Raw genomic sequence first — 19,874 nt, forward strand, 5'->3', positions numbered from 1 at the left:
GAAAGAAACAACATAAACATGCCCAGCGTCGAACCTGATGCCGCAGCAAATTCATTCCATTTCAGGTTTGGATAGTTCCCTCGATGCTGCTCCCACCATGCAAACAAATGCTCCTCGCGCAATTCCTTGCGTATATGCTTGTACACCTGCAAATCGCCATATAAAGTGACTAGCTCAATCACATGCTGTTGAACACTTCCATAGGAAGGCAATTGCGCGACATGGATCTGACAAGTTCGAACCAGATGATGCAAATAACCGCCATCATCTTTTTCATCACGAAATGCATAATAATCCTGAAGCTGAGCCTCGGGATTGACGGCATCGAGCATCGATTGATGCAATAATCGAAAATCATTCGGATCAAGAGAGGTGCTGCGATCACATAGATTATCCAAATAGTCGCTAATGGTCTGCAGCGCAACAATTAACGGTATGAGCACATGTCTGTGCTCTAAGTTCGCCGCTGCATAAACTCCGCCGCCTTGGCAATGAAACTTCTTGCTGTCCATACTGCTAAGAGCTTGTGTTCGCAGCTCAGCATCTGGTATTCGCAGTGCAAATACGCGATGTTGCTCGAGCTCTCGCGCCACTTCGGGAAGTACATATTTATATACGCGATGCATGAGCTTTAGTGGGCTCTGGGGCACTCGATGGCCTGTCAAAGTCGTCAATCTCATGATGCACCTCTCCTCAAAATCGTTCATGAATGCCAGCGCGGCTCTAATTGCTGCTCTAGGCGATACCAAATATGAAGGTCGTTTATCCTACTTGCATAATCGGCAATTTCATAGTTTAGTATACAGGATTGCTCAAAGCTATCTTCTTCAAACAGCTTTGCCTGCTTTTCATTGATGAACGCTTCAAACTCTTTCACGCGATCGGGGATCGTCCCACGAATGAGTTCCCACTGCTCTACGATCGCAAGCTGCACAGCTGCTGCATACTGCTCCCATTCCATTTCCAGCACGGGAATACGGATCCGAAGCCGTTCATTCCAGTCAAAACGATAAGCACCCATTGTAAACCTCCGCCTCTAAATGTATCATCTCAGCTCATAATAATCCAGCTTCAAATCTCATTGGTTCGATAACTAATCCATGTTATACTGAGAACCATATTGTTTTTGTAAAGAGATGGAGTGAGCTTTAAAAGATGGACACATCTGAGATTGCGCAAGCAGAGCGCTCTTCGACTGCACGCAAGGAAACACTTTCACTGCGAATTTACAGCTTCTCTTCTTATTCTACCGCTGCGATGGTTGTTTCCTTTATCCCGTTATACTTTTTGGATAGAGGTTTCTCTGAGCARCAAATTGGAATTATTTACTCAACGGGACCGTTCATATCAATCTTTGCGAATATCCTTCTTGGGATAGCCAGCGACAAATTCAGAACGATAAAAAAACTGCTTATGATTCTGTTATTTGGGCAGCTTGTCATGATTTCATTGCTTTTCCCTATTGAGAACTTTGCTCTTGTTTGCCTTGTTATGATGGGCTTTTATTTTTTTCAGACACCTATTAATCCATTAAGTGACAGTCTGCTGCTATTATCAAGTCAGTACACCGGAACGCCATACGCTTTAATACGCATATTCGGCTCGCTTGGCTTTGCAGTAACGGCTTATACGTTCGGACTTATTCTAAAAGAAATTGGCTCAAAGTGGACGCTTCCGCTAGCACTTTGTACCATAGCCATCACCCTCGCCTTAACGACGAGAATTAGAGACTATCAAGGAAGCGCTCGTAAAATCGATTTCTCTGGATTCTTTAAGCTTATTCGCCAGCGCGATGTCCTATTGTTCTTTTTAATTATTTTGACCATTTCGATCCCGCACCGTATGTACGAGGGATTTCTTGCCGTCACCATGCGCCAAATGGGAGCAAGCGATTCTTTGGTTGGACTTGCATGGCTCGTGTCCGCGATGAGCGAGATTCCGATCTTGTTTCTGCTCGGCAAATACGGCCATAAATTTAAGGAGCTGCCGCTGCTTATGATCGCATCCATCATGTATGCTGTCAGACTATGGCTGCTAAGCGACATTCAAGATCCACGCTGGGTAATTGCTACCCAAGCCATGCACAGCGTTTCGTTCGGCATTTATTTTTCAACTGCGCTGCGTTATTTGTCCCACCTGATTCCCGACGAGTTCCGCGCATCCGGCCAAGCCGTTTATGCCGTTGTCTGGACTGGACTTGCCGGTGTGATCAGCGGCATGTTCGGCGGTTATATTTATGAGCATTTCGGACGCGAGACCTTCTTTCGTATGGGAGCTGCCTTAGCACTGGTTGCAGCAGCTGCCTTCCTAACAAGATACTTTTTCAGTCGCACGAACCGATAATGAGCTCTAGTTCATCCAAGCAAAAACACCTTCAGTGTCACAAATGAAATCATTTCTTATAGTTAAACAAAGGCTGCTCCAGAAGGCGTATCACCTACGCTTGGAGCAGCCTTTTTTATTGCTTACGCAGATACTATTCTACAATTTCAAAATTGGAGTATACATCCTGCACATCGTCGTTGTCTTCAAAAGCATCCATCATCTTAAGCAGCTTCTCCGCATTTTCGCCGTCGACTTTAACAATCGTTTGCGGAAGCCAGCGCACGCCAGCATTTACGAAGGTGTACCCTTCCTTCTCAAGCGCATTTTTCACCTGCTCGAACTCATGCGGATGTGTCAAAATTTCAAAGCTGTCGTCATTGACGATAACGTCCTCAGCTCCAGCTTCAAGCGAAACCATCATCATCGTATCCTCATCTGTCTCATGAGCATCACGATCGACAACAAGCAATCCTTTATGGTCGAACATATAACCTACACAGCCGCTCTCACCCATATTGCCGCCACGTTTATTAAACGCAGAACGAACGTCCGCTGCCGTACGATTCCGATTATCCGTCAAGCATTTAACCATAATAGCTACGCCGCCTGGGCCATAACCCTCATACATAATATCATCGTATTCGACGCCATCGCCTGCACCAGCTGCTTTCTTGATCGCACGCTCGATATTATCGTTTGGCATTTGCTCCGCTCTTGCGTTGGCAATCGCTGTTTTCAAACCAAAGTTCGCGTCTGGGTTTGGTCCGCCTCTGCGGGCTTGTACATAAATTTCACGTCCAAGCTTGACGAACTTGTTATTTTTAGCCTGATCGGCCTTTCCTTTACGGTCTTTGAACAATTTAAATTTCATTATGCTCGCTCCCCTGACAAAGTTTCCAAGCAACAGTTTATCATTGCAAACAGGTCTTGGTCAATGAAAGCAAGCGCAAACGGCGGTTATTTCACGTTATCTATTGATCTGATTATGGCTTGGAAATTCGTATTGCAAAGATGGTTTAATAGTCCAGCTTCAAAATATATAAAAAATGCTTTGATTATTTATAAAAGGCTGACATTAGAATCTAAAAATACTGTTAATGGTAATATGTTCATATTAAAAAAGGGCTCCCTGCTTCCAGGGAACCCTCTCCATTCGCACATTTTCCTATAGTTTAATGACGTTGGCCGCTTGAGCACCGCGGTTACCTTCAGTAATGTCGAATTCAACCGCTTGCCCTTCATCTAAAGATTTGAAGCCATCGCTTTGAATCGCTGAGAAATGTACGAATACGTCTTCTCCGCCCTCTGTTTGGATAAAGCCGTAGCCTTTCTCTGCATTAAACCATTTAACTGTTCCTTTCAATTGAACAACCTCCTAAATATGACCGCCGTTTTATTTGAACGTGCGAGTAAAATTATTATAGCTATCCCATTTCAAAAAAGCAATTAAAGTAAAATTTTCAAATATTGACTAGATCCAGGGATAAACGGAAGATTTGAGTTTCCAAGCTCTGTGCGCCCTCCGTTAGGAGCTATCATCGCAATCAGGTTATCTAGTTCCGAATAAGGTTCCCAGTTAAGCGATATAAGCGGATAAATTCGAATTTGACCGCCTGGCTTACAAATACGCATCAGTTCCAGAACAGCCAGCGAATGAAATTCATGACCAAATTGATTCGCATACAAAAACATAAAATGGCTGCACAAAATGAGTGAAAAGCGATTTTCCTTGAAGGGCAGCTCTGGAAGCTTGCCATCTATATAGATTTGTTTATTCTCGTTTCTTAATACATCGGCTTTAAATCGCTCAATGGATGCTTCGCGTCCAGCTCGATGATTCTCAACCGACCCGTAATAGCTCCAGTCAAAATGCTCCTGAATTTTTGCAATCTTCGCCGTTGATGTTTCGATTTCCTCAGCAGCCTCAGAAATCCATTGCTCAATTCCTGCCCCGTAGCGCGGATCAACAGCAGTTGCTGAAAAACCTTTCTCGTTTACTTCTGCAGTAAATGATGAACCCCCGGCTGCAACATCAAGAATTTCCCCTTTAGCAAGATCCTCCTGCTGTAAATCAAACATCCTTAAATACTCTTCGTAGCTTCTGCAAGTCATAGCGACTCCCATTTGCTCATAGCCCTGTTTACTCATTCTTGCACTCTCCTCTGCTCGTCTCATCTCAACTATTCTCGTTACAGCTATAGCTTCTTCTTGCAGCGTCGTATTGATTACCGCCGACATAATGGCTATGATGATAAGAATACCATAATTAACTACTATAAGGGTGGAATTTACGCATGTTTAAGAAACACGAAATTTACAAGACCGACAAATACAATATGTTGACGGTTGAAGTTCAAGGCAAAACACTTATTGTTCGGGAAATTTCTGATCAATGGGGCGAGGACACACATACTTTTATTAGCCGCCCTGAGATGCTTCACTGGGCACAGAATCGGTTTCGCGCAGCTGACTTTGTTGGACGCGAAGATGAACTAGCATCCATTATGAGTGCGCTAAAGGAAGTATAAGCAGTCTATTTCTAACCAATCAGCAGGATATTTCACACATCGCGGCGAACATATCGTTACGCATTTGTGCATAGGTAAAATTAGAATGCTGCCTTTTGAGGCCAGCTTACAATCAGGAGGACTTACCTTCAAATGGATGCTACCGCTTCAGTTATTTTCATTATTGCAGCCTTTGCGCTAGGAGCCATCGTTATCATGAAACGAGATACCTTGCCTCCTGGCATACGCAGAGGTCTTGCGCTTGTATCCATTGGATTTATTGCATTTGCGTTTTTTCTGATCGTATATGCTTTTTTCACAATGGGTACAGCTTAGCCGGCAGGCAGCTGAATATTCATTATCCCGTACGGACATAGTAGAAACAAACTGTGTCCTGAGGTGATAACTGGATGAAATGGCTTCCCCTGCTGCTTGTTTTAAGCCTCGTGCCAGGTGCTTCCGCTACAAATGAGACCGCGGCACATGCAGAGCATGCTTTACCAACCTTATCCATACCAAGGAGGAATTCGATGAATCACGTACCTAAACGTTCAGAATCGGCACCTGAGACCCGCTGGAAGCTAGAGGATATTTTCGCAAGCCAAGCGGCATGGGACAAGGAATATGCAGAAGCAAAAGGATTAATCAAAAAAATATCCGAATTCCAAGGCAAATTAGCCGACGTCGCGCAGCTTAAAGCTTGCTTCGAGCTTGAAGACGAATTGTCACTGCATGTTGAACGGCTTTATGTATATGCAAATATGAAGCATCATGAGGATACGGCAGAACCTACTTATCAGGCTCTTTCCGAGAAATCCAAAAAACTAAGTGTGGAATCCGGCGAAGCATTATCATTCATCACACCTGAGGTTCTCAGTCTATCCGATGAGCAGCTGGAGCAATTGATAACCAACGAATCCGTTGCCAAATTCCGCCACACACTCGAAGAAATGCGTCGCCAGAAAGCTCATATTTTATCCAAAGACGAGGAAGCGCTGCTTGCACAAGTAGGCAATATGAGCTCCGCTCCTGGTACAATCTTCAGCATGCTGAACAATGCAGACCTCAAATTCCCAAAAGTGAAAAACGAAAAAGGCGAATTGGTTGAGCTGACACACGGCAGTTACATACAGTTTCTTGAGAGCAAAAACCAAGACGTACGCCGCGAGGCATTTAAAGCAGTGTACGAAACATACGGCAAGTTAAAAAACACACTTGCTACAACATTGACGGCTAACGTTACAAAAAACAGCTTTTATGCAAAAGCTCGCAAATATGACTCCGTGCTGGATATGTCCCTTTATGGTGACAACATTCCGCAGGAAGTATATACAAACCTTATCAACACCATTCATAAGCATCTGCCATTGATGCATCGTTATATGGAGCTTCGCAAAAAGCTGCTCGGTTTGGATGAGCTGCATATGTACGACTTGTTCGCACCGCTCGTTGACGAGTTTAAAATGGACATTACGTATGAGGAAGCCAAAAAAACAGTAAAAGAAAGCTTGAAGCCACTGGGCGAAGATTATTTGAAGGTGCTGCAAGAGGGCTTCGATAATGGCTGGATTGATGTGTACGAGAATGAAGGCAAACGCAGCGGTGCTTATAGCTGGGGCGCTTTCGGCACGCATCCGTATGTATTGCTCAATCATAATAACAACTTGAACAGCATGTTCACATTGACGCACGAAATGGGTCATGCTCTGCATTCCCATTATTCGGATACAAATCAGAACTACCGCGACGCACAATATACGATTTTCCTTGCTGAGGTTGCTTCGACATTAAACGAAGCTTTGTTGATGGATTATCTCCTTAACAAATCAACTGATCCAAAAGAAAAAATGTATTTGCTCACTTATTATGCGGATCAGTTCCGTACAACCGTATTCCGTCAAACGATGTTTGCAGAGTTCGAGAAAATCATCCATGAGCGCACGGAGCAAGGCGATTCGTTAACGCCGCAAGACCTTAGCAAAATCTATTACGATCTTAACGTTCAGTACTACGGCTCAGGCATGGTCGTAGATAAAGACATTGAAATGGAATGGGCTCGTATCCCCCATTTCTATAACAGCTTCTATGTGTACAAATATGCAACGGGCTTCTCAGCTGCAACCAGCTTCTCCAAACAAATTTTGGAGGAAGGCGAGCCTGCGGTTGAGCGTTATCTTGGCTTCCTCAAAAGCGGCGGCAAAGACTTCTCGATTAATATCTTGAAAAAAGCCGGCGTGGATATGTCTTCACCTGAGCCAATTGAGCAAGCAATGAGCGTCTTTGAAGAGCTTATTGGTCAAATGGAGCAATTGACGAAATAACCGAAATACGTAAAGAGACCGTCAAGCCTGCTTGACGGTCTCTTTGCTGTTTATTTTTGAGAAGCTGGATTGATTATTTTATTTCTTTCGTATTAACGTAAGCCAAATGCTCCCTACCCCAGCCGCACATGCTGTCTAGCACCGAGGTCAGTGTTCTTCCGTGTTCAGAAATGCTGTACTCCACCTTCGGAGGCACTTCTTGATAGATAACACGGGTAATGAGCTCATCCTCTTCCAGCTCGCGAAGCTGCTTCGCAAGCGTGCCTTGCGAGACATCAGGAATAAGCCGTCTTAGCTCACCAAATCGTTTGGTCCCGTCAATTAATAAAATAAACAATATAAGCGGCTTCCATTTCCCGCCAATCATATGAAGGGTGGTAAGTACACCTTTTAGCCTTGGTTCCTTCAAATCCGTAATCATCGTATCCCCTCCACTATCATCATACCGCATGTTATTTGCATGCGCACGTTAGTTCCAGTCATTATATTTTTTTATGATTAGTACGATTTTTCGTACTAAGTACGAACAAAGTGCGTACTTGGCAGTCTTGTTTTTGTCATGAATAATAAACATTAGAAGTGATTTGACTGCAAAAGGAGAACATGATCATGTCTAATTTTTCATTAAAAAATAAACGTATCGTCATTATCGGAGGAAGCTCAGGAATTGGCTTAGCGACTGCAAAACAAGCGATAGGGCAAGGGGCTCAAGTTGTCATTGCCGGCCGGTCCAAAGAAAGGTTGGATGCTGCACGGCAGTACTTAGGCCATGAGCATGTTGAAGCCTATGCATTAGATAACAAGAATGAACTGGCGCTTCTGTCTTTTTTCGAGCAGATCGGTCATTTCGACCATTTGTTTACACCGGGAGCCTCCTATGTTCGAGGACCAATTACGTCAAGTGTTGAGGTTGCACACAGCTGCTTCAATTCAAAATTTTGGCCGCAGTACAATGCGGTGAAATACGCTGCTCCATTTATTAATTCGAATGGCTCAATTGTGCTCATGTCCGGTGCCTTTGGCCAACGGCCGCTTGAGGGCGGCGCTTCCTATGCTGCCTGCAACGGCGCTATCGAAAGTCTTGGCAAAGCGCTGGCGGTTGAACTTGCTCCGATACGTGTCAACGTTATATCTCCCGGCACCATCCATACGAATTTCAACTGGGAAGGTGCAGAGCAGGAAGTCAGAGACCAGTCTTATGATGCCTATGCAAAAATCAATCTGTTAGGCAAAATCGGTCAAGCTGACGAAGCAGCCCATACTACGATTTATTTAATGACTAATACGTATACAACTGGAAGCACCCTTTTTCCTGATGGCGGATATATTTTGCGTTAAGCAGGTATTTTGTAGAGCTCGGATAACACCAAAAGATTCCTTAGCAATGGCAATGAATCTTTTGGTTCTGCAATCTATTCGTATGACTTTGGGCGAACCACTGAAGTGGATGTGTATTCCTCTTTCAAACATAGTTTTGCAATATAGAATAGTTGTCCCATATGTTCAGAATAATGGGCAGTACATTGATGCAGCATATCCAAGTTCGTTCTTTCCCGGTTCCTCACCGTTTGGGTTTGTTCCAACGCTTCATCCGAAATCGTCTGAATCGTATCGATGACTAGCTGCAGCCTATCCTGAATAATCTTTTGCAAGACTGCCTTCTTTACATATTCAGGTTTAAACTCATTGTCACGGCTTCTTTTATTGTCTTCGCGTAAAATGCCTTTTACGATTCTCTCTTCAATATTGCCATCTATATGATTGATCAACATCGATATGCTGTGACTAGCGAGATCAGGCTGCCAATTCAACTGGTCATCATCAAGCTGATCGATCGCCTTCAGCATTCTTTTTCGGATTTCTTCAAATTTATTGGTTAACCACTCTCGATTAAAACTGTCGTTCATAAGAGTCCCTCCTTGGATTTCGGGTGCTGTAAGCGCATTTGTGTGCTAAATGCGCGGGTTTGAGGTTGCTCATGCGCTGAATTTACTCTGTAAGCACGTATGTGTTCTTACATACATCTAATTAGGCTGCTTTTGGTGCTGTAAGCRCATATTTGTGCTTATTGCGCGGGTTTGAGGTTGCTCATGCGCTGAATTTGCTCTGTAAGCACGTATGTGTTCTTACAGACAGGTAGTAAGGTTACTTTTGGTGCTTTAAGCGCATATTTGTGCTTATTGCGCGGGTTTGAGGTTGCTCATGCGCTGAATTTGCTCTGTAAGCACGTATGTGTTCTTACAGACAGGTAGTAAGGTTACTTTTGGTGCTGTAAGCGCATATTTGTGCTTATTGCGCGGGTTTGTTAAAAAAGACTGATCAGATGAATTTCTTCATCCTGATCAGTCTTTTCACATAGCTATTCGCATCGGTCACAGAAAAACTTGACCGATCCCCCATGCTAGCACGCCTGCGAATAACGACGACAGAAGGTTCACTCTGTCGTTGTTCAGCCAGGCGAAGCCGCGCACTTGCTCCGCCGCGCTGCCGCAATGCGCGGCGCGCTCGATCTCGCTGCCGCATACCCGGCAGCGATACATGGCCTGGCCGGTTGCGCCGAGCAAAGAGTCGGCGAACGCCCCGGCCAGGCCAGCGGCGGCCGCTGCGGCGATATATACCGCCGCCGCGCCGCCAAGCGTACCCGCAGCAGCCTCTGCTGGCTGCGGGGCCGCAAGCAGCAGCGCGGCAACGGCGCCGATGAACACGGCGCCTGCGAGCGCTGCTGCGCTGCCGAGCGGCGTGACGCCGCCGCTCGTTCCAGGCGTGACCGGCTTGCCGCTCGTCACCGATCGCGGCGCCGTCTTACTTAAGGCCCCGATCTCCGTGGCCCATGTATCCGCGTTTACAGCAGCCATCACGCCGATGTACGCGAATAGCCACCCCTCATCAGGCCAAATTGCATGAGCGGCGCATAATAGGAGTCCTACGCCGCCATTTGCCCATACTTGCCCTGCATCACGGCGGCCCGTCTTCGCATATTTGGCTTCAGCAGCTTCCTTCGCTCTATGTTTTCTCTTCCACTTCGACCATACACTCGATGAAACAAAAAAACCGATCAATAACCCAAACCAGACCGGTTCACCTAGTGTTACGAAGCCGGTTCCCATTACGATCGCCGAGCACGCGCCTGAAGCAGACAATGATTTCACATGATAGGCTGCTGCCGCAATAAAGCAGCTGCCCACTAAACCGATAATCAGACGCAACCACCATTCATCTATCCATCCTACCATCTAGCGAGCAACCTCCTGCTTATTCACAACCCCATAAATGCTTGCTATCTTATTCTTTGCACTCTATTTATTATTTTTAATCATTTTTTTCTATTCACTACTTCTAATTCCATGCTTTCAGCCCGCAGCTCATGCCAGCGTTCCGGGTAATTTGTACATATTAATAATTCCGGATCAAGTGCAGCAATTTTACGGATCGTACGTTTCTCATTGATCGTCCAGGCCATAATTTGAATGCCTGCATTTTTCAGTAGCTCGACTCGTTCCTTGTTTAGCTTGGAATAGCTGATCGATAAAAAATCTGCTCCAAGCTCTTTTAGCTCCTTAGGCAGCGAATTCCGCCAGCCGTCTATAATAATACCGGTACGAATTTGGCTGCATAGGCGCTTCATTCGGTATAATGTCCCTTCATGAAAGGACGTGATGACTACTTCACTTTCTGCTTGATATGCCTGTATACATTCAAGCACCTTCTGCTCGATCAACGGATAACGGATGCCGTCTGTCTTCAGCTCGATGTTAAGCTTGCAATGTCCGACTGATTCTTTAAGCACCTGAGCAAGCGTCGGAATATGCTCGCCTTGATACTTTTGTGAAAACCAATTGCCCGCATCCAGTGCTGCAAGCTCATCAGCCGTCTTTTTTTTCACATCGCCTTTTCCATCTGTCGTTCTGCGCAGCGTGTAATCATGAATCACCATCGGTACATGATCCTTTGAAAGATGAACATCAATTTCAATCCATTCAATTAGCGGATCAGCGAGCGCCAATCGTATAGCTGCCATCGTATTTTCCGGCGCGCGGCTAGACCAGCCTCGGTGCGCTACGCACGGATTTTTCATTAAACGCTCATCCTCTCACTCGGCTCATTTTTCAGGTGTAATGCGTCCATCCTCGTTCAGCTTTACGCCAAAGGAGACCGATGTTAGCCGATCGAGTAACGCTTTTGCTTTTTCACCCTCGAGTGGGGTAGGCTGCGCATTAACTGTAAACATCGGATGAAACGTCATCTCGCAATCCCCATTTTTTGTGCATACAGCGTCAAGAACACCAGTCTCTCCCGCTGTCTCCTTGGGATATGAGCTAAAAATAAAGTTTCCTAAACTGTATGCAATCCATTTGCCTTTATACATTTCGAAGCCTTGCAGCACATGCGGGTGGCTTCCGATCACCAGATCTGCTCCCGCATCGATATATTGTTTGCCAAAATCCTTTTGATAAGGCTCGGGCTGATCGACTCGTTCCTTGCCCCAATGCACCATCACGACAACGATATCGGCTTCCTTCTTTGCTTTCGCAATCGCTTCAGTAGCACGCCGAGTATCATAGGTTTCAGCTAATCCTGCTGTATTTTTATCCGCTTTCCATGAAGAGAACGGCACGACTCTGCTGAGGCCAATATAAGCTACTTTAATGCCCCGAACCTCTTTGATCACCGGAGTGAAAGCCTCGGTATCATTATTGCCCGCCCCCATATGCGATAGGCCTGCTTCATCCAAATATTTCATCGTGTCGAGCATGCCCTCAACACCTTGGTCAAGCGCATGGTTGTTAGCTAAGCTCAAAACATCAAAGCCTGCATTGCGTATCGATGGAAGAACATCAGGCGAACCTTTAAACACATATGGCGTTCCGGTTACCGGAGTACCACGCTTCGTTACTGGAAATTCCAAATTGCCAGCCGTCAGATCCGGTTCGCTTAAGTACAGCATGGCAGGTTGATAGAGATACTCATAGCCTTCACGGGCAGTGATGGCGCTCACATAATCAGCAACGAGCAAATCCCCTACAAAGGAAAGGCTGACTCTCTCTTCCTCGCTGCCGGCTCCGTTAGGATCCGTTACAGCAGAAGTATCTTCCTCTTCATTTGGTAGATTGGACCCTGTATCATTTCCAGACAAATCGACGTCTTCTGTTAAATCCGGCTCTTTTTCTGAACCTTTATCACCTGTGTTAACCGTTTGATTTTGTCCTTTATTCCCATTACTCGCGAAGCTTAACAACCCTTTGAGCTTATCTGAATTTTCAGCCGCAAGCCAGGCACCTAATATGATGATAATGATGCCTAGCAGCGACAAATTAACGAAAATGAGTCTTCGAAGCCTCTTTTTACGTTTAGACCTATCCTGCTGATGCGYTTCAGAACGTGATATGTGCATGGAAGATGGCTCCTCTTTAATAGAATCAAAGTCTATGAATAGCTAGACTCTTCCATTATAGCAATGATCCACCTTCGCGGGGAGAACTATTATTGCGAGCTTACTTTAATAGTTCCTGAGCAGCTTCCTTGCCCTGTCTTATGCAGTCCGGAAGACCTACTCCATCGAATGCTGCACCCGTAACCCAAACTCCTGGCAGCTCCTGTTCGAAGCGTTCTCGCAGCTGTTTCATATTCTCAACATGACCCACCGGATATTGCGGCATGGAGCGCGGCAACCTCGTAATTTCAACAAACAAAGGCTCTGCCTTTATGCCCATTGTTTCTTCAATATCTCGCCGTACAGCCTTAATAAGCTCAGCATCCGGAAGTCTAACACTTTCTTCATCACCCGACCGTCCGACATAGCAGCGAAGCAGCACCTTGTCTTCCGGACTCGAATGCAGCCATTTATTTGATGTCCATGTGCAAGCTGTAATTTGCAAACCTTCAGAGCGAGGCACTACAAATCCCGATCCGTCAAAATCGAGCCCAAACGTCGCTTTATCAAATGCCAGTACGACGTTCGCAACGGATACATAATTAATAGCGCGCAGCTCATTAACTTCTGTCAAAGGCGCAAGCAGCTCTGCCGCGTTATATGCAGGTGCCGTCATCACGATTTGATCCGCCCACAGCGTCTCGCCGCTATCAAGGACAACCTCATAACGAGCTCCCTCTGACGCACTCGAAACAGCTTGATCGCTGCTTAATGCTAGATCCGCACATCGTTTAATTTCCACAACTTTTGTACTGAGTCGTCGCTGCACTTTACTCAAAGCTTTATCTAGTGCGTTAACAAGCGAAGACAAACCACCCTTGAACGTCAAAAAAGTTCCACCCTTTGCGACGGCTGGAAGCGCTCCTGCAGCAGCACTCACTTTACGGTTATGCTGCATGCCGCGAATAAGGCTGCCATGCTTGCGCTCTGACGCGGCAAACTGCGGAAACGTAGCTTGCAGACTTAGCTTTTTCAGATCACCTGCATAAATACCTGCTAGCAGCGGCTCTGCGATGCGCCGCATTACTTGATTGCCTACTCGCCGTTCCAAAAAACCGCCAAGCGACTCATCGCTTTGCTCCTTGCGAACAGGCAGCACCAAATCCATCAGCGCTCGCAGCTTGCCGCCCCATGACAATAAGCCTGTTTTCACGAACGGCCCAATTTCAGTCGGAACCCCAAGCACGAGCCCCGCCGGCATCGGAAACAGCTTTCTTTGATGCAAAATATATGTTTTTTTCGCTCCTGGATTCGTTGTCGTAAGCTCGTCCGCTATGCCTAGCTCCTCCGCCAAATCAATGATGGCAAGCTTGCGCGCCAAAAAAGAATCCGGCCCTTTCTCGATGACGAACCCGTCACGCTGCAGCGTATTAATTTTTCCGCCTAAGGCAGGAGCCCCATCTACGATGGTTATCTCCAGCTCCCTGCCTTGCCGCTCCGCTTCCCGCTGCAAATAAAAAGCGGAGCTCAGTCCGCTGATCCCTCCGCCAATAATGACAATTCGATCAGGTTTTCCGATTCTCCGCATCTCATTCATTCCTTCCCTTGGCTGTCCAAAGCCTCGATGACCGATTCTGCCAATGTTTCCATATATAAAGGATCGCGATTCAGCATCGCAATTCTATCCAAAGTCATATTCAGCTCTTTCGCAGCAGCTTGGGCTTCAATATCAAGATCGTACAGCACTTCCAAATGATCTGATACGAAACCAACTGGTGCAACAAGTACTGCTTTTACACCCTCTTCAGCGAGCACTGGCAATGTTTCCAAAATATCAGGGCCAAGCCAAGGATCTCTTGTTCGTCCTGCGCTTTGCCAAGTAAACTGCCAATCCTTCACGTTAGCTGCTTTCGCAACCGCTGCGGATGTTTCAAGCAGCTGCTGCTCATAAGGATCACCAAGCTCACGAATTTTTTCAGGCAAGCTATGCGCGCTAAAGAGTACCTTCACACGCTCTTCACCGTCTGTAGCAGCGTCCAAGCGTTCTAATCCAGCTACAACTCGATCCGTAAGCGCCTCAAGCAATTTCGGATGCATATGGTATTGCTTTACGAAAGTCATCGCGATACCTAGCTCTTTCGCCTTTTCTTCCGCACGCTTAATATAACTGCCCACACTCATCGTTGAAAAATGTGGCGCAAGTACGATACCCACCGCTTGCGTAATGCCGTCCTTCGCCATTTGCTCAACACCGTCTTCAATATACGGTTTTGCGTGCTTCAAGCCCTGATAGCATGTAAATTTATTAGGAGCCAGCTGCTCTAGTTTGTCCTGCAAGCCGGCAACCTGACCGTTCGTATTTTCACGCAGCGGGAAAACCCCGCCAACAATCGCTTCATAACGACCCTTTAGCTCAGCAAGCAGCTCAGGAGTTGGTGCATTGCCACGGCGAATATGCGTGTAATACGTTTCAACATCATCCATCGATTCCGGCGTTCCGTAGGACATTACAAGTACGCCTATTTGTTTCGCTTTATGCTCAGACATGACTAGTCTCCTTATGGCTGCGTGCAGCGATTGCCTTTTTAGAATACGATTGTACGAATGCAGTTAACTGAGCCAGCTTCTCGAGTGATGCTTCAGGGAACAAACCATGACCAAGGTTGAAAATAAATCCTGGCTCCTCTATTCCGCTGTCAATGATCTCTTTCACATAGGACTCAATCACGCTAATTGGCGCAGTCAGAATGGTAGGATCTAGATTGCCTTGCACGGCAAAGCCATGATCCAGTCTCCGGCGGCCTTCTGCGATTGAAACGCGCCAGTCGAGACCGATAACATCTGATTTGACATTTAATAGTTCGGGAAGCAGTTCACCTGAGCTTACGCCTGGGAAGTAAATTTTCGGCTGCGGCAAGTCTGACAATTCTGCAAAAATACGCTCAATCGTCGGCAAGACAAATTTCCGGAAATCCGCTGGCGTCAAAGCGCCTACCCAGCTGTCGAACAATTGAAAGGCTTTACCGCCTGCCGCGATATGCGCGCGCAAATAAGTGATGACCATGTCGCCAAGCTTACGCATCAATTCATGCCATAGCTCCGGCTCGCTGTACATCATTTCTTTCGTACGCAAATAGTTTTTGGATGGCCTTCCTTCAATTAAATAGCTGGCGATGGTAAATGGCGCACCAGCGAACGTAATTAACGGCACTTCCAGCTCACGGTCCAGTATCCGAATTGTCTCAATGACATGGCCTAGATCGCCCTCCACATCAATCGGCTTCAAGCGCTCAACATCAGCAGCCGAACGAATCGGGTTCGCAATTACGGGTCCAATATTAGCTACGATATCAAAATCAATTCCGATAGATGCTACCGGATTCATAATATCAGAATACAAAATAGCTGCATCGACACCTAGCTTACGAACCGGCATCATCGTTACTTCAGCCGCAAGCTCCGGCTGTTTGCATATTTCAAGCAAAGAATACTTCTCTTTTATTTTGCGATACTCCGGATCATATCGTCCCGCTTGTCGCATGTACCATACAGGTAATTGATCTACTTGTTCCTTCCGGCAAGCCCGTATGAAACGGTCGTTATAAGACATTCCCGTTCCCCATTTCTATGTATTTTCCTATGCTTCCATTATGCCCTTTTTCCGCAAACCTAACAACCGCCGACACTCCACTTCCTATGACAATAGTATGACAATCAGCAGCAGCTTGCATGAAGGATGTATGAATGTTCAAATAAAAAAAGCACGAAAGACTTGGAAATCAACACCAAATCGTACTCGCGCTTTTATTTATTCGTGATTAGCAGCAGCATTATTCAGCTGCTTTTGGCAAAACCGGATTATCAAGCATAAACGCATACGAAGGATCAAAAAAGGCTGTAATTGAAATTTCTGCAGAAATGGATCCGCTAATCGCCATTGAATATCGGATATTATCAACGATGACCAAACGTGGCAGCTTCTGAACCTCAACAAGCCAGCTCCGTATCTGTTCATAACTGCCTTGTATGACTAACTGCGTCTTCAACTCTTTTACACTTGGGTACATCGGTTCTTTAGTTCCAATTAAAGTGTTCAGTTGGTTCGTTTCCGATACACTAAATGAAACACTGCTCAGCTTTGTTTGTGTGCTCAGTCCGATCTCCTTCAAACTGACGATCATCTGCTCCGTATTGTCCCAAAGCGGCAAAGTCGCTTGAATCTCTTGCTCGGGCAACTTCCCTTTTTCCTTTTTGTTGCTAAGAGCTTTGGTCAGCAGCTCGGTCGTTTTTTGCAGCTGAACAACCTGATCTTTTTTGTCCCCAAGCTTCTTATAAGCCGGTTGAAGCATCGTCACATAGCTAACTAGCAAAATGAGAAACATCAGCATGATCGCGAGGATGATGAGCGAATGGTTTTTGTTGTTATCCATTAGCAGCAACTCCTCCTTCTTCTGTCGTTCCCGTAGTATCTTGCGTTTCGCTTTCCAGCTGACCCTTCCATTTCATCTCGAAGCGGGCGATTTGCTGCGTTTCTGTCCCTGTAAAGCCTTGAAGCAGCGCTCCGCCTGAAAAAGGCAGCGTTCTTAAAACACTTAAATAATCAGCAACATCCTTCATATCAACAAATTTCACAATAAGTGCTATGGAGCCCGGCTTGCTGTACTCCATCGTTTGAATAGCAGCGAGTGCTGGCAAATGGTCTTGCAATTGATCAAGGACAGCGACGGCATCTTGTCGATGCTCTCGAATGCTCTTAATAACTGACTCCGGATCAACATCGAGCTGACTTTGCTTGTTTAAATTAGCGAGCTCTTGTTCTAATAAAGCATTGCTTTGCGTCAGAGCGTCAGCTGCTTTCGTTTGCTTTTGCAGACTAGAGCTAGCCCCTGCATACAAGGACACAATGACGATCAGGCATGCAAACCAAAGGACACTTGCAACGACAAGCTGAGCAGAAAATTGCTTCTTGTTAATGCTTCTCTCTGGAAGAAGATTTATAGCCTTATCCTTGTTTTCTCTAATCGCAAGTCCAAACGCCATGCGGTATTCGTCCGCTTCATTGCCCTTCATCTGAGGTGATGAGGAAGCAAAGCTTTGGCTTTCAACCAGCATGTCCGGCTGCAGCAAGCTGAACTCACTAATGAGCTGCTCTTTTCCTATGACATTGCCCGTTACAAGCGTATGCGTTATTTTCGATTGGCCCTCGTGAATACTATATTGATAAAAGTTTAATAGTCTCGAAATTTCCGCATTGATGCTAGCTATTAATTCAGGAGCAAGTCCCGTCTCTTTGATCGCTAGCTGCTCATATTCATTCATGACTCGCATAAATACGGGCTGGCTATTATGGAACATATAAATTTCAATATTCGAATCATCCAAATTAATCAGCATCGTGCTCTCTAGCTTTGTATCATTTTTCTCTTTAATAGCCCGTGCTAGAGCAGTAGAAGCTAATTCAGCATACTTTACCTTTAGACCTGCACCCTCTAATAGTGCCACGCACTGCTGAATCCATTTGAGCGGCGACACATAAACGAGCACTTCACTTCTATCATTTGCTGAAGATATGATCACATAGTCGTATACTGGTTTTTCAAAAGGCAAATGAAGGGCTGTTTCGATTTCAAGCTCGATCAGCTGCTTTAATTCCTTTGCATTTGACGATTCAATAAAAAGCTTACGAATAATCACTTGAGAAGTCGGTATCGACACAGTAACAAATGCCCCTGTTAGCTTTTCAGCTTTTACCCAGTGCTTAAGCTGATTTCGAAGCTCCTCAACCGCTGTAAATTGATCCTCTACTATTAATCCTGCTGCAAAAGGCAAAAAGCCGCTTTTTTCGATTTCCCAACCCTTTTTCTTCTTCGCTTTCACATATCGAACACCTGTATGATCGATTGTCAAACCTATTCGGTTCAATCCCGTAATCATTAATCATCACATCCTGCTACTCAAATATCGATAAGTAAAACGAAATCCAATCCTCGCCATAAGCAAAGGCTAATAATGCGCCAAACACAAGAAAAGGGCCAAAAGGTATAGGCTGTTTTCTCTGCACGATACGCAGCAGCAAGAGAGCCCCACCTACGAGAGTACCTGCTAAACAAGCAATCATGAAAGCTGGAATTAAATTTTTAAATCCAATAATCCAGCCAAGCAGCATAATCAGCTTCACATCGCCCATTCCCATCCCGCCGCGAGTCACTATTACGACCAGYAGCAGAACACCCCCGCCAAGCAGAGCTCCCCACACATGAATCCAAATGGAGTCCAGCGGATAAATAAGACGAAGAATGATAAACAGCGGCGCAAAAGCAAGCAAAATCCGGTTCGGAATAAGCATATATTTCAAATCAGAAACGGTGATGATTACTCCCATACTGACGAGCAATAAACCAATTACCATTTCCCACGAAATTCCAAAAGTTAAGTATATCCATAAAAACAAAAGACCTGTCGTTAATTCTCCAAGCGGATAAACAACAGATATTAGAACACTGCATTGTCTGCACTTTGCTCTGGCAAACAGCCAGCTTAGTACAGGGATAAGATCTCTAGCTTTCAAGCGGTTCCCGCAATTCGGGCACTGCGAAGGCGGATTAACAATTGATTGTTTCATTGGAACTCGTAGTCCTACTACATTAAAGAAAGAGCCAAAGATGAGGCCGAGGATGAATAGGTAGGTGGAGATTAGTAGGTTCATGGTTATTGGTCGCTTTCTTATTTCTAAAAATCTTGCATCATTAAAATTATTATTGTGGGAGAGTAACTAATTAATCATTAGTTACTCTCCCGTAACCTCATCTACTATTTCCCACTTTTTAGTACAGTGGCACCAATATAAAGTTTATTACCTGCAGTTGTAATATTATCTGTGGCGCCTGTAAGAAGAGATCCATCTGCAATTGTTGGGGCAGCCGCAGTGCCTCCCGTTGCTAACGTTACTGAAGTTAGATTACCATTTCCATCAAATATAACCTCACCATTTGTTAATGGCTCTTTATTACTAGGAAGCATAATTTGCGGTTCAAGGTAACCTTTACTTACTAGACCTTCAGTAGTGCTATTACCTACTACTTTTATTTTTTTGCCTTTAAAATCACCGTTCAATTCAGAAGTAACATACAACCGAGCCGCATCATAAACCTGACGAGCAGTCGCTACATCAGCATCACCTTTAGTTTTACTAATAATATTACCAATCAAAGGAACCGCGATTACCGCGATAACAGCCAAAATAACGATTACTGCCAATAGCTCGATTAGCGTAAAACCTTTCTCTTCCTTCTTAAAACGTTTCAATAACATTTGCATTTGTAATTCCTCCTGAAAATAGTTTATTTATGA

At 45.3% G+C, this 19,874-nt stretch carries 22 protein-coding genes; 5 read left to right on the forward strand and 17 right to left on the reverse strand.

Going from position 1 to position 19,874, the window contains the following annotated elements; genetic code table 11:
- Both AB4Z17_RS12030 and AB4Z17_RS12035 read right to left on the reverse strand, forming a co-directional pair.
- On the reverse strand, positions 1–680 hold a 680-nt coding region (locus AB4Z17_RS12030), incomplete at its 3' end, for a DUF2600 family protein (RefSeq protein ID WP_441959960.1).
- Between the two features lie 23 nt (positions 681–703).
- Positions 704–1,021 (reverse strand): hypothetical protein, encoded by a 318-nt coding sequence (locus AB4Z17_RS12035; protein ID WP_076266822.1) that lies wholly within the window; start codon positions 1,019–1,021, stop codon positions 704–706.
- 134 nt (positions 1,022–1,155) lie between these two features.
- On the opposite strand from AB4Z17_RS12035, the gene AB4Z17_RS12040 reads away from it, so the two are divergent.
- On the forward strand, positions 1,156–2,343 hold the full coding sequence (locus tag AB4Z17_RS12040; protein ID WP_441959962.1) for an MFS transporter: 1,188 nt from the start codon (positions 1,156–1,158) through the stop codon (positions 2,341–2,343).
- Between the two features lie 133 nt (positions 2,344–2,476).
- Here the strand turns inward: AB4Z17_RS12040 and AB4Z17_RS12045 are convergent, their stop codons facing one another.
- The 3 genes from AB4Z17_RS12045 to AB4Z17_RS12055 all read right to left on the reverse strand — a co-directional run bounded on the left by AB4Z17_RS12045 (position 2,477) and on the right by AB4Z17_RS12055 (position 4,563).
- On the reverse strand, positions 2,477–3,196 hold the full coding sequence (locus tag AB4Z17_RS12045) for a YebC/PmpR family DNA-binding transcriptional regulator (protein ID WP_441959963.1): 720 nt from the start codon (positions 3,194–3,196) through the stop codon (positions 2,477–2,479).
- A gap of 294 nt (positions 3,197–3,490) precedes the next feature.
- Complete coding sequence (locus tag AB4Z17_RS12050) at positions 3,491–3,688, reverse strand: cold shock domain-containing protein (RefSeq protein WP_054024152.1); 198 nt, start codon at positions 3,686–3,688, stop codon at positions 3,491–3,493.
- 83 nt (positions 3,689–3,771) lie between these two features.
- Complete coding sequence (locus AB4Z17_RS12055; protein WP_441959964.1) at positions 3,772–4,563, reverse strand: class I SAM-dependent methyltransferase; 792 nt, start codon at positions 4,561–4,563, stop codon at positions 3,772–3,774.
- A 56-nt stretch (positions 4,564–4,619) separates the two neighbouring features.
- Between AB4Z17_RS12055 and AB4Z17_RS12060 the strand changes: the two genes are divergently transcribed.
- From AB4Z17_RS12060 to pepF, 3 genes are all read left to right on the forward strand, one after another.
- A complete protein-coding gene (locus AB4Z17_RS12060) occupies positions 4,620–4,853 on the forward strand; it encodes a hypothetical protein (RefSeq protein ID WP_076266819.1) in 234 nt (77 codons plus the stop codon).
- Between the two features lie 132 nt (positions 4,854–4,985).
- Positions 4,986–5,168: a hypothetical protein gene (locus AB4Z17_RS12065; protein WP_076266818.1), complete on the forward strand. Its 183-nt coding sequence runs from the start codon at positions 4,986–4,988 to the stop codon at positions 5,166–5,168.
- A gap of 194 nt (positions 5,169–5,362) precedes the next feature.
- Positions 5,363–7,153, forward strand: a complete 1,791-nt coding sequence (gene pepF, locus AB4Z17_RS12070) for an oligoendopeptidase F (RefSeq protein WP_441910513.1) — start codon at positions 5,363–5,365, stop codon at positions 7,151–7,153.
- A 73-nt stretch (positions 7,154–7,226) separates the two neighbouring features.
- Here pepF and AB4Z17_RS12075 read toward each other — a convergent pair whose 3' ends face one another.
- Positions 7,227–7,574, reverse strand: coding sequence for a winged helix-turn-helix transcriptional regulator (locus AB4Z17_RS12075; RefSeq protein ID WP_441910488.1), 348 nt, complete (start codon positions 7,572–7,574; stop codon positions 7,227–7,229).
- A gap of 188 nt (positions 7,575–7,762) precedes the next feature.
- Here AB4Z17_RS12075 and AB4Z17_RS12080 point away from each other — a divergent pair, with 188 nt between their 5' ends.
- Positions 7,763–8,491 (forward strand): SDR family oxidoreductase, encoded by a 729-nt coding sequence (locus AB4Z17_RS12080; protein WP_441959966.1) that lies wholly within the window; start codon positions 7,763–7,765, stop codon positions 8,489–8,491.
- Positions 8,492–8,565: 74 nt separating this feature from the next.
- Here the strand turns inward: AB4Z17_RS12080 and AB4Z17_RS12085 are convergent, their stop codons facing one another.
- The 11 genes from AB4Z17_RS12085 to AB4Z17_RS12135 all read right to left on the reverse strand — a co-directional run bounded on the left by AB4Z17_RS12085 (position 8,566) and on the right by AB4Z17_RS12135 (position 19,841).
- Positions 8,566–9,060, reverse strand: a complete 495-nt coding sequence (locus tag AB4Z17_RS12085) for a DinB family protein (RefSeq protein ID WP_441959968.1) — start codon at positions 9,058–9,060, stop codon at positions 8,566–8,568.
- 465 nt (positions 9,061–9,525) lie between these two features.
- Positions 9,526–10,386, reverse strand: coding sequence for a DUF92 domain-containing protein (locus AB4Z17_RS12090; RefSeq protein WP_076266814.1), 861 nt, complete (start codon positions 10,384–10,386; stop codon positions 9,526–9,528).
- 80 nt (positions 10,387–10,466) lie between these two features.
- Positions 10,467–11,228 carry a glycerophosphodiester phosphodiesterase gene (locus AB4Z17_RS12095; RefSeq protein ID WP_441959970.1) on the reverse strand — a complete coding sequence of 254 codons (762 nt, stop codon included), beginning with the start codon at positions 11,226–11,228 and terminating at the stop codon, positions 10,467–10,469.
- Positions 11,229–11,252: 24 nt separating this feature from the next.
- Positions 11,253–12,545, reverse strand: coding sequence for a CapA family protein (locus AB4Z17_RS12100; RefSeq protein ID WP_441959972.1), 1,293 nt, complete (start codon positions 12,543–12,545; stop codon positions 11,253–11,255).
- 100 nt (positions 12,546–12,645) lie between these two features.
- Positions 12,646–14,112, reverse strand: coding sequence for a protoporphyrinogen oxidase (hemG, locus tag AB4Z17_RS12105; protein ID WP_441910493.1), 1,467 nt, complete (start codon positions 14,110–14,112; stop codon positions 12,646–12,648).
- A 5-nt stretch (positions 14,113–14,117) separates the two neighbouring features.
- Positions 14,118–15,071 carry a ferrochelatase gene (gene hemH, locus AB4Z17_RS12110; RefSeq protein ID WP_430054089.1) on the reverse strand — a complete coding sequence of 318 codons (954 nt, stop codon included), beginning with the start codon at positions 15,069–15,071 and terminating at the stop codon, positions 14,118–14,120.
- Positions 15,064–16,134: a uroporphyrinogen decarboxylase gene (gene hemE / locus AB4Z17_RS12115; RefSeq protein WP_441959974.1), complete on the reverse strand. Its 1,071-nt coding sequence runs from the start codon at positions 16,132–16,134 to the stop codon at positions 15,064–15,066. The genes hemH and hemE overlap by 8 nt, the downstream gene beginning before the upstream one ends.
- A gap of 220 nt (positions 16,135–16,354) precedes the next feature.
- Positions 16,355–16,954, reverse strand: coding sequence for a hypothetical protein (locus AB4Z17_RS12120; protein WP_441910496.1), 600 nt, complete (start codon positions 16,952–16,954; stop codon positions 16,355–16,357).
- The gene (gene pilM, locus AB4Z17_RS12125) at positions 16,947–18,458 is read right to left on the reverse strand and encodes a pilus assembly protein PilM (RefSeq protein ID WP_441959976.1); all 1,512 of its coding nucleotides are present in this window, start codon (positions 18,456–18,458) and stop codon (positions 16,947–16,949) included. Before pilM ends, AB4Z17_RS12120 begins: the two co-directional genes overlap by 8 nt.
- 16 nt (positions 18,459–18,474) lie before the next feature.
- The gene (locus AB4Z17_RS12130) at positions 18,475–19,230 is read right to left on the reverse strand and encodes a prepilin peptidase (RefSeq protein WP_441959978.1); all 756 of its coding nucleotides are present in this window, start codon (positions 19,228–19,230) and stop codon (positions 18,475–18,477) included.
- A gap of 104 nt (positions 19,231–19,334) precedes the next feature.
- Entirely contained in the window at positions 19,335–19,841 is a 507-nt protein-coding gene (locus AB4Z17_RS12135; protein WP_441959980.1) for a type II secretion system protein, read from the reverse strand.
- Positions 19,842–19,874: the final 33 nt, after the last annotated feature.

Origin of the sequence: Paenibacillus sp. TAF43_2, from assembly GCF_052113545.1 — a bacterium.
Classification (GTDB): Bacteria; Bacillota; Bacilli; order Paenibacillales; family Paenibacillaceae; genus Pristimantibacillus.

Bases quoted from the DNA above. Each gene is read 5' to 3' on its own strand.
- AB4Z17_RS12035 (WP_076266822.1), bottom strand. From the start codon at position 1,021: ATGGGTGCTTATCGTTTTGACTGGAATGAACGGCTTCGGATCCGTATT.
- AB4Z17_RS12045 (WP_441959963.1), bottom strand. From the start codon at position 3,196: ATGAAATTTAAATTGTTCAAAGACCGTAAAGGAAAGGCCGATCAGGCT.
- AB4Z17_RS12055 (WP_441959964.1), bottom strand. From the start codon at position 4,563: ATGTCGGCGGTAATCAATACGACGCTGCAAGAAGAAGCTATAGCTGTA.
- AB4Z17_RS12060 (WP_076266819.1), top strand. From the start codon at position 4,620: ATGTTTAAGAAACACGAAATTTACAAGACCGACAAATACAATATGTTG.
- AB4Z17_RS12065 (WP_076266818.1), top strand. From the start codon at position 4,986: ATGGATGCTACCGCTTCAGTTATTTTCATTATTGCAGCCTTTGCGCTA.
- pepF (WP_441910513.1), top strand. From the start codon at position 5,363: ATGAATCACGTACCTAAACGTTCAGAATCGGCACCTGAGACCCGCTGG.
- AB4Z17_RS12075 (WP_441910488.1), bottom strand. From the start codon at position 7,574: ATGATTACGGATTTGAAGGAACCAAGGCTAAAAGGTGTACTTACCACC.
- AB4Z17_RS12080 (WP_441959966.1), top strand. From the start codon at position 7,763: ATGTCTAATTTTTCATTAAAAAATAAACGTATCGTCATTATCGGAGGA.
- AB4Z17_RS12085 (WP_441959968.1), bottom strand. From the start codon at position 9,060: ATGAACGACAGTTTTAATCGAGAGTGGTTAACCAATAAATTTGAAGAA.
- AB4Z17_RS12090 (WP_076266814.1), bottom strand. From the start codon at position 10,386: ATGGTAGGATGGATAGATGAATGGTGGTTGCGTCTGATTATCGGTTTA.
- AB4Z17_RS12095 (WP_441959970.1), bottom strand. From the start codon at position 11,228: ATGAAAAATCCGTGCGTAGCGCACCGAGGCTGGTCTAGCCGCGCGCCG.
- hemG (WP_441910493.1), bottom strand. From the start codon at position 14,112: ATGCGGAGAATCGGAAAACCTGATCGAATTGTCATTATTGGCGGAGGG.
- hemH (WP_430054089.1), bottom strand. From the start codon at position 15,071: ATGTCTGAGCATAAAGCGAAACAAATAGGCGTACTTGTAATGTCCTAC.
- hemE (WP_441959974.1), bottom strand. From the start codon at position 16,134: ATGTCTTATAACGACCGTTTCATACGGGCTTGCCGGAAGGAACAAGTA.
- AB4Z17_RS12120 (WP_441910496.1), bottom strand. From the start codon at position 16,954: ATGGATAACAACAAAAACCATTCGCTCATCATCCTCGCGATCATGCTG.
- pilM (WP_441959976.1), bottom strand. From the start codon at position 18,458: ATGATTACGGGATTGAACCGAATAGGTTTGACAATCGATCATACAGGT.
- AB4Z17_RS12135 (WP_441959980.1), bottom strand. From the start codon at position 19,841: ATGCAAATGTTATTGAAACGTTTTAAGAAGGAAGAGAAAGGTTTTACG.